Below are 14,953 nucleotides of genomic sequence, written 5' to 3'. Positions count from 1 at the left end.
CGACTCATAGAGATGGCAAAGCAGGTACTAAATGCAACTAATTTTTAATTGAAAGAAACTAATTAACAAACAAAATGAACATTGCTATGCTTAAAACTAAGTGCCTTATAATTTGGTTGGTCCTTATCTCCCTATTGTCCTTCAATAAAGGATTTAGTCACACCAAATATTTCCTTTTTGAAGAAGATAGCAAAGAGTTTACAGCCTCGTCCTTTAGGTTAAACACCTATCCGCTATATAAGATTAAGCGTGAAGTGCATATTTTTAATGTAATGAGTAAGGTACAAACGTTTATTGGTAATAAGGGTATATATAATGGACAACATGATTATAATATCATGCTATTTTCCATTCTACCTGATTTAGATGGTTCAGAAGATTGGTATGAAATCAACCCTGATACTGTACGTTCTTCAATGATTAACTTTAAAGATCTGGAAGAGCTTCATAAAAAAAATACGTTATCGTACTTCAACACTACTGTGAAGCAAACAACAAAGTATTTTAATGCGTATAAGCTAATTATAAAAAAAGGAGATACTTATTATGCACCAAAATATTGTTTGTTACAGTTTTATGCAGTCCGCAATCGTCCGCAAGCTTTTACGAATGTCTATGGGACTATCAATACGCAAGATTCGGCCTATAGTGTGCTTCAATTCGAAAAAATATTTAAAGGCGCTTATCCTAGTTTACAATTCCCTTTATATCGGATAGGTGAAGACCCGCTTTCCTTTTTAGATTGGTCCCGGGACAGAAGAGAATATCTATCAAAAAAAATCACCTTAGCACAGCATGCAACGGGATATCAGTTTTGGACCTATGTAGATTGGACACAACATGAGTATAATTATGATTTTGAGCGAGGAATTGATCGATTTGTATATGCTCCGGAAAAGGGAATCATCGGGGGCTCATTTGACTTCTATTTTTATTACCACAGAAAAAAGCTACCCATAAAATACACGGATTTTCTAAATAATATCAAGGAGGAAAAGGTGATGATCGCTGAATAATCTAATTTTAATGCCAGCAAACAGCGGTAAAAAAATTGTCTGAAACCAATATTTACTTTTTCAATAAAAAAAGTAACCTTCCTTCTTACGTGAAGAAGAAAGGTCACAAACAATTTTCCATTTGGTTTCTACAAGAAAAATGTTTATTTATATAAACTGTTATTCGTTCCAAGTTAAACGGTTAGCTCGCTAAAATTCCTGCGCTTCGCAACTTAGCTTTTAAATCTCTAAGTTCAGCTAGTACACCCTGTGCCTCAGCCTGGGTATAAACCGTGCTTGGACTAGGTGCCGAATCCATAGATGTAGCAGCCTGATTAACGACTCCTTTTGCGGTCGTTGTTGCATTACCATTGTCAATTCGCACCCAGCCTGTATTACCAATTGTGGATTGTTTAAACCAAATTGAACCTGGAATCAAGCTCCCTCCTGATTTAGCAGACCGGATGTATATTGTTGAGGGATCAGCTGTAACGTTACCTTCTGGTATAAGCTCCCCGCTCATAATTACATAACCTGCCTCATTTAAATTTGACACCTTAATAGTTCCATTATTAAACAAGCGTAACCGATCTCGTCCCAAAAAATCTAGCGAGGTATGAATTGGATAATTTGGATTATCTGATGCTTTTTGTTGCAACGTAATACCACGATCTAGCTGATAAGTCAATTCAGCCAAATTACTCTTTGAGTCGACATTAGTTAAGTTCAATTTCGTCGATTTCAAATATGGAAAATGGGAGCCATTTTTTGTAATTATTGAATTAGCTCTACTGCTGTAAAACAGGAGCTGTGGCGTGAAAATAAAACCAGAATAGATAGGTATTAATTATTACTTTTGACGACATTACTCCTACTGCATCATGATGAGCTATCTGCATAAAGTTAAACCAGTCGATCAAAGATTCCACGAATGGGTGGATAACATCAACAAAATTGAAAGAATTGATAAATCAATAATTGCGTTCAATTTCGGGCTTTTCGAATCTAAAGAGGGTTTCACCATGTATCTCACCGGCTCCAAAATATTCGATAAAGATGATGACGATTGGGCTGCAAATATGGACTTTGAACCTAAACAGAAATATTTTTCATTCGGTAATGAGTTGTTAAAAGATAAAGACTGGCAGGATATTTTAAAATGTGCTGAATCGTTAGTCCAATCGTATGTAAAATCCGAAGATTTCAAAACTTCAATTTTTGCCCAGGCGATAGCAATAACGTTGGGATTTGATGATGGCGAGTTAACGATAATAAAATCTCAATAACTATGGATCTTATCACAATTCTTAACTTTATTTGAAAAAAAGATTCCAGTTATAAGGAACATAACTGGAATCCATAGTTTTTATTCACATACTTATTGGGACTGCCCCGAAAAAAATGAAAAAGTTTTTTACTTGGTTAATGTATGTAGCTGCTTTTTTTTCTGTTATTATTATATTGTCGTTTATTTATTTGTCTGTTGACCCATTTCGTAAACAAAAACAAAGAAAACTTTATTATAAAAGGATCGAAGAAATAAAAACACATAGGAATCTTTACTGACAATTATATTGTAAAAGTTCTACATCTTCTGCGCCAAAGGCCCATCTTTAGTGACCAGGTTAGACCAACCGGGACACGATCCTACGGTTAGCTTTGCGATCAATCTGGACGCTAAAAATATCTTAGCCACTGTTTCTTCTCCAAAATCCCAGATTACCTAGACAAGTGAACTCGCATCAAATGGTTCAAGATTCTCTTTGACAAACGCTGCAGGATTTAAAAATGGTAGATTTTCCCTTTTATGCCATTCGGGTTCGCTCGGCGTAGGAACGCTATTGTATAACCATATATCTCCTACTATTCTTTCCTCATTCAATAAGTATGCGTAACAAACCTTATCGTCATACGGCGTAAGGAGAAAGCCTGTCTTTTCCGTAACGTCGGGCCACTCCAAGCGCTGCAGCACAAAATCGGCATAGCCCGACTCGACAAGCTCGCGAAAGGAACTTTTGGTGACTTGTTCAAAGGGATTGTACAGCATAGGACTAAGATAGGAAAGTCATCCATTAATGCAATGGTTTTATAATTTCAATACGATAATAAAAATGTATCTTAAGCTTATCAAAATCTATTGTAAAATATGAAGCAGAACAAATATGACGAGCAGACATTTCGATTGAATTGCTAACAAGCCAATGATAACCGATAAAACAGCAATTGCGGCACAACCATCGGAAGGGTGAGATTTATTTTTTTACGAGATTTCCATCTTTTAAGATCGACAATAAAAACGTAAATAGTTCCGAATCTTAAAATTCGTTTCATCGCCCAACTTTCGAAATGTAGAGGCAGCTTTTTCCTTTTGATCCGTCAATAAATACGCAATTCCAAGGTGGATAATATAATCGTGGTAAAATACATTGCCGTATCGCTCCATATCAATTTTTGTGTCTATACCCTTTTCGTATTCAAAGATTGCTTTTTCAAATTCCGAATTCCCAAACCATTCTTCTCCCTGTTGATAGGCTCGATAAACTCTTTTGGTTTCAGGATCAAAAAACTGATACATTTTAAAAAAATTAAAAGGTAGTGTGATCAATAAATCTTTCCCCGTATAATTTTTATAAAATTTACTGCAACGTTCTATTGATTTTATGACTTGCTGCCTGATGTCATCTTCTTCAATGTTTGAAACAACAATATTTGAAATCTGATTACGCCGGTCAAGGATAAACGCGGCCTTCATAAAGTAATTTTTGGATGTTTTCTTTTTCAATAGTGGTGCCCCATTCGTGATAAAAGAATTGGGATCTATGGTCCCATTATCGAATACTAATTTGGAAAGCGTATTTGCAATATATAATTCTCTACCCTCACTAAGTATGCGTTCTTCTTCAAATTCAGGATATTTTTTAACAAAATCGTCTCTCTTTAAAAAATAGAGTTTGATTTCAGTACCCTTCTCAATAACTGTCAAATAGCCATCGCTGAATGTATAACTTAGCTTCATATGACCCAGGTCGATCTCGTTATCGCCAATGTATTTCGCGTCAAATGTAAAAGCTGATATCTTCATCTTATTCCGACTTATTTCATAGATAACCTCATTGGAAAAATAGGGATTATCTAGAGGAACAAGCGAATTTTGTTCAGTCAGCGCAAAGTCTAAAACCCATTGACCTAACAATTTATCGCTTTGTGAAAACGATGGATAAACGAATAGCAGTGAGACTAAAAAAATAAATAGGATCTTCATGTAAATTAAAATGTTATATGGCCTATGGCGTAATAAATTTACATATTGATATCGAAACAGACAACAATAAAATTGACGATCTGTACTAGCGTTATGAATATTATTTAATCACATTAATCTAGCTAATTTTTACAAAAGAAGAAACCAATATTGTGTTAAGCTGATAAAGGAAGCTTTAATGGGTAACTTTTATTAAATTTAAAATATTATTGTCATCGGATACGCCAATGCAAATTTCCGAACATTATCCATACCAAATGAACAAAATAGTAAACGTTGTTAAAGGAGATATCACTAAGGTCGAAGTCGATGCAATCGTAAACGCTGCAAACAGCTCCTTACTTGGTGGTGGCGGTGTAGATGGTGCCATTCACCGAGCGGGTGGTTCAGCTATTCTGGAAGAATGCCGAATGATAGTAGCTAGACAAGGGGGCTGCAAAACGGGTGAAGCAGTTATCACCACAGCTGGCAATCTACAGGCTAAATATGTCATCCACACCGTCGGTCCTGTTTGGAACGGCGGCCAAAAGAATGAAAAGAACCTCCTGGCAAATTGTTACTTCAACTCTCTTCGACTGGCTGCGGATAATAACTGTACAACAATTGCTTTTCCGAATATCAGCACAGGTATATACAGATTCCCGAAGGAATTGGCTGCCCAAATATCGATTAAAGCGATAAATCAGTTTCTTGAATCAAATACTACAATCAAACTAATTACAATAGTTTGTTTTGATGATGAAAATTTTCAGCTATTCAAACAATTACTTTGACGATAGGACTATGCTTTTACCATTAAAAAGCCTCCCTTCCCATGACTAACTGTATCGGCCAAATACCCATTACAGATTCCGAGTAGTGCAAGATGGTAAAGCGGAGAGCAGGACTCTTACAATTGGTATTCTAGGAGACCAGCAATTGATTGCATTGCTAATTGTACCGAATATTTGTATCTTAGGTTAAATACAAATATTACAATTATGTCATCCAAGATTTTCCTGCAATCTTTACAAAGTAAATTAAAAGGCGGTAACGCCCGTTCTATTCATTTAAATGCATTGCCAGGAAGGTTGGCCACACGGTTAGACCTGCAGCAGCTCGACCTCATTGAGGATGGTCTCGCCAAATCATTTTTGGATACCTTGTTGACCAAAGCAAACTTTGAATTTAAGATTTCATTTGATAAGATAGACCTCAATGAAAAAGATGCGGAGACTCAAAAGAAACTGACAGTCATTTCTAAACGACTGAACTCCATTATCATCGAAAATGAGGATTATTTTAAAGAACATGGGATGAAAACCCTCGGATTCGGCTATCCCATTCTTATAAAAAGATCTTCAAAAGACCCCGCTAAGATCATAAAAGCCCCATTGTTTATTTGGCAACTAGAGGCCGTTAAATCTAAAAACAAAGTCAATGAATGGTCGTTTTTGCGAAATAAAGTGGTTCAAGCAAATGGAAAAATAGTGGATTCAGATATTCACCCGATTAGTATAAACGAAGTCCTCCTTTCTTTTATCAAAAGTGAAGATGACATCACACTGCCCAGTCTGACCAATGAAGCCTTAGATGACGCACTGATTGATAGCAACGAATTAGTGAACGCTTGTGCTGAAGCACTGGAGGCACTCAATTCGAATAGTAAAGAGCAGATACTCGAGGTGCTAAGCAAAAACTTTGAAACAGCTATCAATGTATTACCCGAAGCATCCCAGATAGATGCCATCGCCAATAACAAAGCTTACATTCATTTTGGTGGTATTTTTGGTTTGTTCAGAGCGCAAAAAGAAAGTATTATTACCGACATTTCCCGCTTATTGGATCGCTTCGATGCCTTTGAATTTGATGAGCTTAAAGTGGAAAATCTATCGACAACACCTTTCAGCGCCGTAGATACAGACCCCAGCCAACAGGCTATAATAAGTGCTCTTGGAAATGAACCGAATCAAATAATACAAGGCCCTCCAGGGACGGGAAAAAGTCAATCACTAACTGCATTGATCACAAATGCACTTGCCAATGGACTGAAATGTCTTGTCGTCTGCGAAAAGAAAACAGCTCTCGATGTAATTAAAGCAAATATCGAACGTACGAATCCTCAGATCGGCGCTCTAGTCGGTGTAATTGATGACGTAAACGATGCGCGTGAAGCGATCGTTGATTCCGTCAGAGATCGTCAGATCGGAGTTCCGTTTCACATCTCAGGAAGGCAAGCCCAAAACCAATATGATGCGATAAAATCAAAACTCAAAGAATCAGCTGAACTTATCAATGCACAGCATGCTGCCTTAGCTCAAACGGTCTACGGCGATAAGAATTGGCCGCAGATCGTCGGACGGTATTTGGCTTTATTAAAACACTTTAATCAAGTACCGCTCAAGAATATTATACCAAAAGAGGATTTTAATTTTGCTCAGGATCAAACAGAACTGGAAAGGACACTTGTTGTTTTAAAGCGTAGCCATAATTTATTTAAGCAATCGCATCAGGTCCATGCCATATTTAGACCATTGGCAGACGATCTATTTATAGATCAACAGGTTGGGCCATCGCGTGTAAGAATTGAGGATTTTGTTGCATACGCTCATAAACAGCTACCAACTATTGAACAGCTTATTGCCGAACTTCAAGTGAGTGGGAAGCGGTGGGCTGACGATTTTTTGAGCGGCATCCCTGCAATAATGCAGCAGGATTTCAAGTCCTATATGGCATTTTGTCTTGGAGATTCAGTGAAAGAAGAGGTATTACCATCCACTTTTCCTCAGGAACAGCGAGTCAACGAAATTGTCTTAGGATTACAAACAGTTCGGATAAAAGCGCAACAATTTTTCAAGCAATATGAGGATGCTTTGCAACAACATTATAGCAGCTATCATTCATCGCTAAGCAATGCAATATCAACTTATCTCGCCTACGCTGAGTCAAGCATTGCGCAATATGGCAATAATTTATTGGATAATAGTAGTGGTGCAAAATTCAAAACAAGTTTGTTGAGCATATTCTCGGGAAAGCATAAGCAGATAAAACAAACGAGGATCGAGTTAAAGAATCGCATCGCGCAGGTAAGAGCAGCCCATGTTCAGAAAAATTATATTGAACATCAATATAACGATCATTTGGAAACGACTGATTTATCTATTTATCTAAACAATATCGAGGAACTCCGACAAAAGACAGCCGCTTGGAAAGAGCAATACCCGCATACGATCAGTAGCTATTTGTCTAATATTAATGATCATCATTTTCATACTAAACTGAGTGAACTAAAAGCGCAAATAGCTCCCCTACTTCAAAAACTGGATAGCATCGAGCAAATGCTAATCGCTGATTATAATATCGTTCCAACGACTCCTGTTACTGATATCAATGGGCTGATTGAGGCAGTACCTTATCTAACTGAAAGAGTAACTTTTCAATTAAGGCATTTTAATAATTTTCGTGACTATTACGCGGCACGCGCTGATGCCTATCGGAGTCTACAAAACTCGTTTGACGATATTGAAAGTAACCAGTTAACAGGAAATATAACAAATGGGATATTTTTGCCGTACACAAATCTTCAAACCGCACAGGAACAATGTGATAAGATTAGGCATACCGTCACAACGTTCGGTGAACATATGAGTGATTTCCGTATCTATCATGAGTGGAAATCATTTTTTCTTTCAGTGGACGAAGCGCAACAAAGGCTTATTACCAGAATCAGCATACATCTTAAAGATCATTGGGCTGAAGCATTTGAATGCTGGTATCTGTATTGGGTACTCACGACAAGTGAGCCACAGGAATTGCCAAAAAGTGATTACCAATTACAACAATATCAGCAGCACAAACAAGAGTTTAACCATGCACAGCTGAATAGTATTATTGCCTTATGGACGGAAAGGCAAGCTGACGCCGTCGGACATTTTAAAGCCAGAGGACAAAACATCAATAGTTTGTTTAACAAAAAGGGATCGAAGGGAATGCGCCGCAATTCACTCCGCACTATTGTGAATAGAGAATTTGAACTATTTACAGATTTTTTCCCGGTATTGTTGGTCAATCCATCTGTCTGCAGTTCTATCCTACCACTGGAGGAAGGAATTTTTGATGTGGTCATATTTGATGAGGCAAGCCAGTTGCGTCTCGAAGATACGTACGCGGCTCTGATCCGAGGAAAGGCTAAAATTGTTTCGGGTGATAAGCACCAGATGGCTCCCTCCTCTTACTTTGAAGGAAGTGGAGCGCTACTTGACCCGATTGATGATGAGATAGAAGATTCGGAAGACGAATTTTCAGATCGGACTGCGCTACAAGCGGCTCAGCTTAATCTTGCGGATAGCGAATCGTTACTAGCTTATGCTGTAGACAAGGGTTTTGTAGAGTCTTACCTAAAAGTCCATTATCGCTCAAAACATCCGTATCTTATCGACTTCTCCAATCATGCATTCTACGGAAATAGGTTGATGCCTGTCCCGGCGAAAGAGCATTACACGCCTATCGAATACCTACAAATTGACGGATTGTATGAAGGTCAAGTAAATAAGCAAGAGGCATTGAAAGTGGTCGAATTGTTACAACAGATCATGAAGGATGCAAAAGATAGTATCCCAAGCGTGGGTGTTGCTACATTCAATATCTACCAACGTAACTTGATCCTGGAGGAGCTGAGTGCAGTTCGTCAGAACGATTCTGTATTCGATAGTTTAATGGCGCAGGCGGGAGATTCATTCTTTGTTAAAAACCTCGAGAACATTCAGGGCGACGAACGAGATATTATCATTCTCTCAACGACATTTGGACGAAAAGCCGACGGTTCGTTTAGTCAAAACTTTGGTCCGATTATACAGGGTAAAGGACATCGCATGTTGAATGTAATCATTACTCGAGCGCGGTCGAAGGTATATCTATGTACCTCTTTCCCGCAGGAGTATGTTGGTCAGTACCCAAATCTTATCCAACAAAAGGGCAATAAAGGCCGTGGAATTCTGTACGCTTACTTTACCTATGCGAAAGCGGTAAGTGAGGGGAATGACGAATTGCGAAGGGGCATTCTACAGCTGTTGAGTCAGTATTGTACAGATAAACTGTATGAACCAGCGGAATTTAGCTTGGGGTCTGAGTCTCCATTTGAAGATGAAGTATTTGAACAACTTGCACAGCATATCGGTGCAGACCGTTTAGAACAGCAGCATTCCGTAGGCGGTTTTAGGATTGATATCGTTGTAAAATCAAAAATAAGCCACAAACCACTCATCGCAATAGAGTGTGATGGCGCAAAATACCATAACAGTCCTGAAGCTTACGCTTGGGACAGCTTCCGCCAGGAGCAACTTGAAAGACATGGATTTATATTCCATAGGATATGGTCGATTAAATGGTGGGATGATGCCAATGGAGAATTCAAGCGACTACTTGATTTTATCCGTCAACAGGATGAGGAAGAGGCAAATTTAGGTAATCATGTGCATGCCGCAACGAGAATCAATATAAATGATAATTAGCGTTGAATGAATAATCTAACTATACCAAAAACAACACATATGGGTTGAGTCAAAATTTTAGCATTTCATATATGTAGAATTGTTATCGGAAGCTGTCCCATTTTTATTAGTGGAGCAGTCAGTTCTTGTCCTATGGCAAGTGATAGAAAATGATTGAACTTGTATATTCGAACTACTAGTGCGGCTTTTTATTCATAGGTTAGTAGAATTCATCGTTCCCACCAAGTACTTGACCAAGTACCCTACTTTATAAACAAAAGTTCTTTCCCGCCACGCTTGCGTGCTGAGAAACCGATAATGGTCAAATCCTAATACGTGCATGTATTCGTGTGCATAATGACCCGCCAAGGCGGCTAAATCATTGGTGGATGCCCAATGTTCTAATGCTGTTGGACAAATAGCCATAACTCCATCTCCAGCGCCATCAATGCCGATTGTCTGATTCCCAAATATGGATGGTTTTTCACAATTATCTTTCCATCTGGAATCTCTTCCATCTAACTCCAAGGTCCTGACCCAAAGGTCCACTATTCCATCAGTTGCTAAACTATCTTTTGGAATGTTTTTTTCATGAGCTTTCATTATTATCCCATAAAGCTGCCCCGTCGTATAGCCCTGTGTCTTTTCAGCTTTCATGGCCTTAATACCCTCTTTAAATTCATCGGAATTCAGTACCAGCTCAAATGCCTTAAAAGCTTTTTGGGCAAATTCGGTATGCTTTCCATATCCGGTTACAGAATGGACCTTAATTGTTATTTTTTGACTCAAGCATAACTGGGATGACAATAGAAATCCGAGGAATAGAATGATTTTTTTCATAAAAACATAATTTAAAAAAAGTTATAAACTAAATACACGCCGCCCCAATAATGTGTTCTTTTCAAATCAGTTTTTAATTCGGAGGTGCGTCCTGAATTAATCGCCCATGTAATATCCAATGAGCGGTAACTGCTAAATGGTATGTGGCATTGTATTCCCGTATTCCATTCAAGAATCCAGGGATTGGTTTGTTTCCAGGAGAGCTTGTGAACTGATGACCTAAGTGGTGTACCGTGCAACATGGTATTATAGGCTATGAATGTTGGTCTTGCTGCTGCAAAGAAATATAATTCCCACAGGTCCTTTTGCGCATTTTCAACTAGTTGATTCATGTTTCCTAGAGGATTGAAATTCTGAACCCATTTCCTTGAATCCAAGAGTCCCATCCTCATCGTTGCCATACCATGGACTTGGGTATAATATCCGATTGAGCTACCAGCGCCAACTTTAAAATTAAAATAAGAACGTTCCGCGTGTTCAATTCCTGGATTACCAAAAATCAATTTTTCAAAATCTGCAGCGTAAAGGAATACGGGAGAAAAACCGTTGGCAATTTGATTATGCCAGCCCTCGGGATTATAAGGGGAATGCGTATTATTATCATTCATCAATTTGTGTATCCCGGTTTGGACCCATTTTCCAATGGGAAGGCCCAAGGCACCAATATTTAGCTCCGTTTGAAAAGCAACTCCATTTTTAGGCTTTACATATCCCCTCCTGGTTGATAACCCTAATAGAAAGGCATAGGGCCGATCATTGTAAACCGGGTCTTTGGCTCTAAGGTCATCAGGCGTAAACGCAACACCATTGACCATCCATGAAGGGTCAATAGGCACCACATCATTATGCGCTACATTGGTTTTCCCTAGTATCCATTGATCCAGTTTTGAAATTGGATAAAACAAAGGAGAATTGATATAATTTGAATTTGAGAAGCCAAATCCTAAACCTAATGTATAATTTTGATCTGTGGCAGAGGGAAATAACTGGAGCGGATTGAAATCTTCATCTAAGTACAATCGAAACGACTTCTGATTGCTTTGCTGCTTATTTGCCCTTTCCTCCTGGCAATAACTGAAAAAGGAGATTAGCAAACAAAAAACTGTGGTATATAATTTATTTGCGATCATAAAAATAGATTAGAATAATAAAGGATAATCTCATAATATGTTATAGTACAAAGGAATTAATAAGCTTCTTAGCACTACCACTAAATTTAAATCCCATTTCAGATCGCAACCCTATAGATATAATTCTAGTATTCTGAAATGAATTATACTTATCTGAATTTAAGAGACCGCGCCATTCTATATATAAATAAGTGGGCATTTTTGATGTAATATTTGTTAGCTTGGTTTGTAGATTTAAATTCAAATATTGTATATCTGTCGCATCCTTACCAAATATGGATCGAAAAGCACTACTGGATTCCGAAATAGAATTATGCCATCCATAAGTATACTGTACACTTAGGGTGAATTTATCTTTAAATTGAATTGCACCGATGGTGCGAAGATTATGCTGAGCAACGGTTACAGTAGTATCAGCAAAATTGGAAATCAGTTTGTATCCAAAATTGATGGGTGCAAGCATGAAAGAAAAACCGTCCTGATTCTCATATCTATAGGATAAATCCACTTTAATTCCTGCAACTCCTGGAAGCATTAATCCTGGAATATATGATGAGGAGTCCCGCATATTAATTTGTCCTCCAGCATATGGCTGAATTTCCAATGCAATTTTTGATTTTTCTCTTAACTTCCATTTTTCAATCCAACCATAATTTACAATTGGGGTCAAATTGGACAACCCCTTATTATTCCCTGAAAAATTGAAAGAAAGGAGTGCATTTAAAGCCTGGAATGAAGACTGGTCCTCCTCATCAGCCCCCTCCTCATCAGAATAGAAGGCCAAAGAATTTTGGTTTTTAACTTTTAAAATTGCAACATTTGAAGTTACATGAAGGGTATCAACCTGACTAAAAACAGGCATAGATAAAGCACAAATAGTGCATAATAATAGAACTCTTTTCATAATTTAGATTAATATGGTTTTACACTACTAATCTAATATTAGAAAAATTTAATTACAAAGGTTTTGATGAAAATTAATTCACATATTTTTATCCTGATACTATTTATCAACGTCCAATTTATAAGCATTATAATAGCCTTCCTTATCAGCTGCTAAGAACGTGCTATGAGCTAATGTAAACTCGTATCTTTCAACCGGTTCGGCGTTTGTGCTAATATGCATCGAAAAATTTGTTTATTAATACTAAGTTTGGATGTTCATTCATGATATTTTAAAATATAATTGTAATTATTGTTCGCTGCACCGGGGGGGACACCTAAACCAAACGCCGGAGGTCGCTATCTTCAATAAAACGTTTCTGATCTGCTAAAACAAGAAACTGGTTATAGATATTTTCAAAATTTTCAGCCGGGAAATCTATTTGCATATTTTTTAACCGATCTTTTAATGCTGCACGTCCGCTCCTGGCAGATAAAAACAATTCAGGCAACTTTCCTCCTATGATTTGGGGATCAATAATTTCATAGTTTCTACGGTCTTTCAGCACGCCATCCTGGTGGATGCCGGAAGAATGTGCAAAAGCATTTTTGCCGACAATGGCCTTATTGGCCTGTATAGGATTTGACATCGCCCGTTCCACCATACTACTTAATTCTACAATATATTTTGGATCAATTCCGGTCGCGATACCTAGATTTTCCTTTACAATGAGTGTCAAAATAATTTCTTCTAAGGCAGCATTTCCTGCACGTTCTCCCACTCCATTAATTGTTCCTTCCACCTGAAGCGCGCCTGCCATTAACCCAGCTATACTATTCGCTGTAGCCATACCTAAATCATTATGACAGTGGACAGAAAGAATTGCGTTCTCTTTTTCCTTTCTATTTTGGTTCACGTAGGCTATCTTTTCAAAGTACTCAAAGGGTGTACAAAAACCATTGGTATCAGGAAGATTCACAACTTTCGCCCCCGCTTCAACCACCGTATTGGTCATTTGAACCAAAAAATCATTGCCTGCGCGGCCAGCATCTTCTGCAAAAAATTGTACTTCATCACATTTATCAGACGCATAAGCCACCATTTCATAAGCTTTCGCCAAGATTACTTCACGAGTGGTATTAAACTTATGTTTAATATGAATGTCCGATGTCCCAATTCCCAGCTGAATCCGTGCCACCTTAGCCGTACTCAAGGCCAAAGAGGCCTGTTCAATATCTTTCCTATTGGCTCTAGCTAATGCACAGACGGTTGCCCTTTTCACCAATTTACAAACCTCTGTGACTGCCTTGAAATCTCCGGGTGAACTTATTGGAAACCCTGCTTCTATCACATCTACCCCCATTGCATCGAGTTTTTCTGCAATTTCTAATTTATCATTCAGTGTCAATTGGCAGCCCGGGCCCTGTTCTCCATCACGTAAAGTAGTATCGAAAATCTTAACTTGTTTCATATTCAACTTATTGTTATAGATCAAAAGTACCAGAACTATAAAATTTAATATATTTGAAAATAAAACAATTGTTATTCAATAATGCCAAAATCTACCATCCCCTTCGTTCAATGTGCCAAAAACTTCCGCGATGGCACAATTGAATTACGTACCTATGGACAGTTCAATACAGAAATGCATGCTCATGAACAAGTACAGGTACTTAGCCCAACAAATGGTACCCTCTTTATCTATACAGAAAAAGCCAGCTTCTGTGTACCGAGTACTTTCTTTGTATATATTCCAGCACATGTTCCGCACAAACTCATTTCCCGCTCACAGCAACTGTCAATAAAAACCATTTTTGTCGATATGAACAATATGCACGAGGACGTTAAGGTGTATCCATCAAATGAATTATTGAATCATTTTTTGCTTTTTGGCCAGCAACATTGGAAGTTGAAAGACCACGACACGTTGACAGCATCTACCTTAGAGGCCTTTAAGTCTATGCTCCCGATACTATTGGCAAACCCGATCCTGTTGCAAATTACGCCTGCAAAAAGTGAATTGATGATCCAGGTATGCACGTATATCCTCCAACATCTCGACAATAAATTGTCAATAGCTGAGATTAGCGTTAATTTTTTTCTTTCGGAGCGGACACTTTTTAGACAGTTTAAGGAAGAAATGCAGATCACCATATTCCAGTTCATAAAACAGCATAGACTTCTAAAGGCGCTTCAATTATTGGAAAATAAGGATATGCATATCGCTGAGATTGTTTATCAAATTGGGTATGAAAGTGTACCGAACTTTTCCAATCTATTCAAAGAATATTTTGGACTATCACCACAGCAGTATCGGGCGAGACTATGCAAATAATATTATTGAATATATCTTCTACCTACTTCCGATTCGAATC

Annotated in this window: 12 protein-coding genes; 5 read left to right on the top strand and 7 right to left on the bottom strand. The window is 37.9% G+C overall.

The window, feature by feature from the left end:
• The first annotated feature begins 86 nt into the window (after window positions 1–86).
• Entirely contained in the window at window positions 87–1,016 is a 930-nt protein-coding gene (locus B3600_RS23280; RefSeq protein ID WP_286754575.1) for a hypothetical protein, read from the top strand.
• A gap of 181 nt (window positions 1,017–1,197) precedes the next feature.
• Here B3600_RS23280 and B3600_RS23275 read toward each other — a convergent pair whose 3' ends face one another.
• Complete coding sequence (locus B3600_RS23275; protein WP_286754574.1) at window positions 1,198–1,725, bottom strand: hypothetical protein; 528 nt, start codon at window positions 1,723–1,725, stop codon at window positions 1,198–1,200.
• Between the two features lie 151 nt (window positions 1,726–1,876).
• On the opposite strand from B3600_RS23275, the gene B3600_RS23270 reads away from it, so the two are divergent.
• A complete protein-coding gene (locus B3600_RS23270; protein WP_286754573.1) occupies window positions 1,877–2,281 on the top strand; it encodes a hypothetical protein in 405 nt (134 codons plus the stop codon).
• 437 nt (window positions 2,282–2,718) lie between these two features.
• On the opposite strand, the gene B3600_RS23265 is transcribed toward B3600_RS23270, so the two are convergent.
• Together B3600_RS23265 and B3600_RS23260 are read right to left on the bottom strand one after the other, a co-directional pair.
• Window positions 2,719–3,042: a hypothetical protein gene (locus B3600_RS23265; RefSeq protein ID WP_286754572.1), complete on the bottom strand. Its 324-nt coding sequence runs from the start codon at window positions 3,040–3,042 to the stop codon at window positions 2,719–2,721.
• A gap of 231 nt (window positions 3,043–3,273) precedes the next feature.
• Entirely contained in the window at window positions 3,274–4,257 is a 984-nt protein-coding gene (locus B3600_RS23260) for a hypothetical protein (protein WP_286754571.1), read from the bottom strand.
• Between the two features lie 257 nt (window positions 4,258–4,514).
• On the opposite strand from B3600_RS23260, the gene B3600_RS23255 reads away from it, so the two are divergent.
• Window positions 4,515–5,030 (top strand): O-acetyl-ADP-ribose deacetylase, encoded by a 516-nt coding sequence (locus B3600_RS23255; protein WP_286754570.1) that lies wholly within the window; start codon window positions 4,515–4,517, stop codon window positions 5,028–5,030.
• A 207-nt stretch (window positions 5,031–5,237) separates the two neighbouring features.
• Window positions 5,238–9,746 (top strand): AAA domain-containing protein, encoded by a 4,509-nt coding sequence (locus B3600_RS23250; protein ID WP_286754569.1) that lies wholly within the window; start codon window positions 5,238–5,240, stop codon window positions 9,744–9,746.
• A 192-nt stretch (window positions 9,747–9,938) separates the two neighbouring features.
• On the opposite strand, the gene B3600_RS23245 is transcribed toward B3600_RS23250, so the two are convergent.
• From B3600_RS23245 to B3600_RS23230, 4 genes are all read right to left on the bottom strand, one after another.
• On the bottom strand, window positions 9,939–10,565 hold the full coding sequence (locus B3600_RS23245; protein ID WP_286754568.1) for a hypothetical protein: 627 nt from the start codon (window positions 10,563–10,565) through the stop codon (window positions 9,939–9,941).
• An 11-nt stretch (window positions 10,566–10,576) separates the two neighbouring features.
• Complete coding sequence (locus B3600_RS23240) at window positions 10,577–11,695, bottom strand: lipid A-modifier LpxR family protein (protein WP_286754567.1); 1,119 nt, start codon at window positions 11,693–11,695, stop codon at window positions 10,577–10,579.
• Between the two features lie 40 nt (window positions 11,696–11,735).
• Window positions 11,736–12,599, bottom strand: coding sequence for a hypothetical protein (locus tag B3600_RS23235; protein WP_286754566.1), 864 nt, complete (start codon window positions 12,597–12,599; stop codon window positions 11,736–11,738).
• A gap of 316 nt (window positions 12,600–12,915) precedes the next feature.
• Window positions 12,916–14,049: a 2-isopropylmalate synthase gene (locus B3600_RS23230; RefSeq protein WP_286754565.1), complete on the bottom strand. Its 1,134-nt coding sequence runs from the start codon at window positions 14,047–14,049 to the stop codon at window positions 12,916–12,918.
• An 81-nt stretch (window positions 14,050–14,130) separates the two neighbouring features.
• On the opposite strand from B3600_RS23230, the gene B3600_RS23225 reads away from it, so the two are divergent.
• A complete protein-coding gene (locus tag B3600_RS23225; protein ID WP_286754564.1) occupies window positions 14,131–14,913 on the top strand; it encodes an AraC family transcriptional regulator in 783 nt (260 codons plus the stop codon).
• Window positions 14,914–14,953 lie beyond the last annotated feature (40 nt).

The organism is Sphingobacterium sp. UBA2480 (genome assembly GCF_002341965.1).
GTDB lineage: Bacteria > Bacteroidota > Bacteroidia > Sphingobacteriales > Sphingobacteriaceae > Sphingobacterium > Sphingobacterium multivorum.
Note: the sequence above shows the minus strand (reverse complement) of the source record. Positions and strands in the feature narration are given on the sequence as shown.

Coding starts and splice junctions, on each gene's coding strand:
- B3600_RS23250 (WP_286754569.1), top strand. CDS start 5,238: ATGTCATCCAAGATTTTCCTGCAATCTTTACAAAGTAAATTAAAAGGC.
- B3600_RS23225 (WP_286754564.1), top strand. CDS start 14,131: ATGCCAAAATCTACCATCCCCTTCGTTCAATGTGCCAAAAACTTCCGC.
- B3600_RS23255 (WP_286754570.1), top strand. CDS start 4,515: ATGAACAAAATAGTAAACGTTGTTAAAGGAGATATCACTAAGGTCGAA.
- B3600_RS23245 (WP_286754568.1), bottom strand. CDS start 10,565: ATGAAAAAAATCATTCTATTCCTCGGATTTCTATTGTCATCCCAGTTA.
- B3600_RS23235 (WP_286754566.1), bottom strand. CDS start 12,599: ATGAAAAGAGTTCTATTATTATGCACTATTTGTGCTTTATCTATGCCT.
- B3600_RS23260 (WP_286754571.1), bottom strand. CDS start 4,257: ATGAAGATCCTATTTATTTTTTTAGTCTCACTGCTATTCGTTTATCCA.
- B3600_RS23280 (WP_286754575.1), top strand. CDS start 87: ATGCTTAAAACTAAGTGCCTTATAATTTGGTTGGTCCTTATCTCCCTA.
- B3600_RS23240 (WP_286754567.1), bottom strand. CDS start 11,695: ATGATCGCAAATAAATTATATACCACAGTTTTTTGTTTGCTAATCTCC.
- B3600_RS23230 (WP_286754565.1), bottom strand. CDS start 14,049: ATGAAACAAGTTAAGATTTTCGATACTACTTTACGTGATGGAGAACAG.
- B3600_RS23270 (WP_286754573.1), top strand. CDS start 1,877: ATGATGAGCTATCTGCATAAAGTTAAACCAGTCGATCAAAGATTCCAC.
- B3600_RS23265 (WP_286754572.1), bottom strand. CDS start 3,042: ATGCTGTACAATCCCTTTGAACAAGTCACCAAAAGTTCCTTTCGCGAG.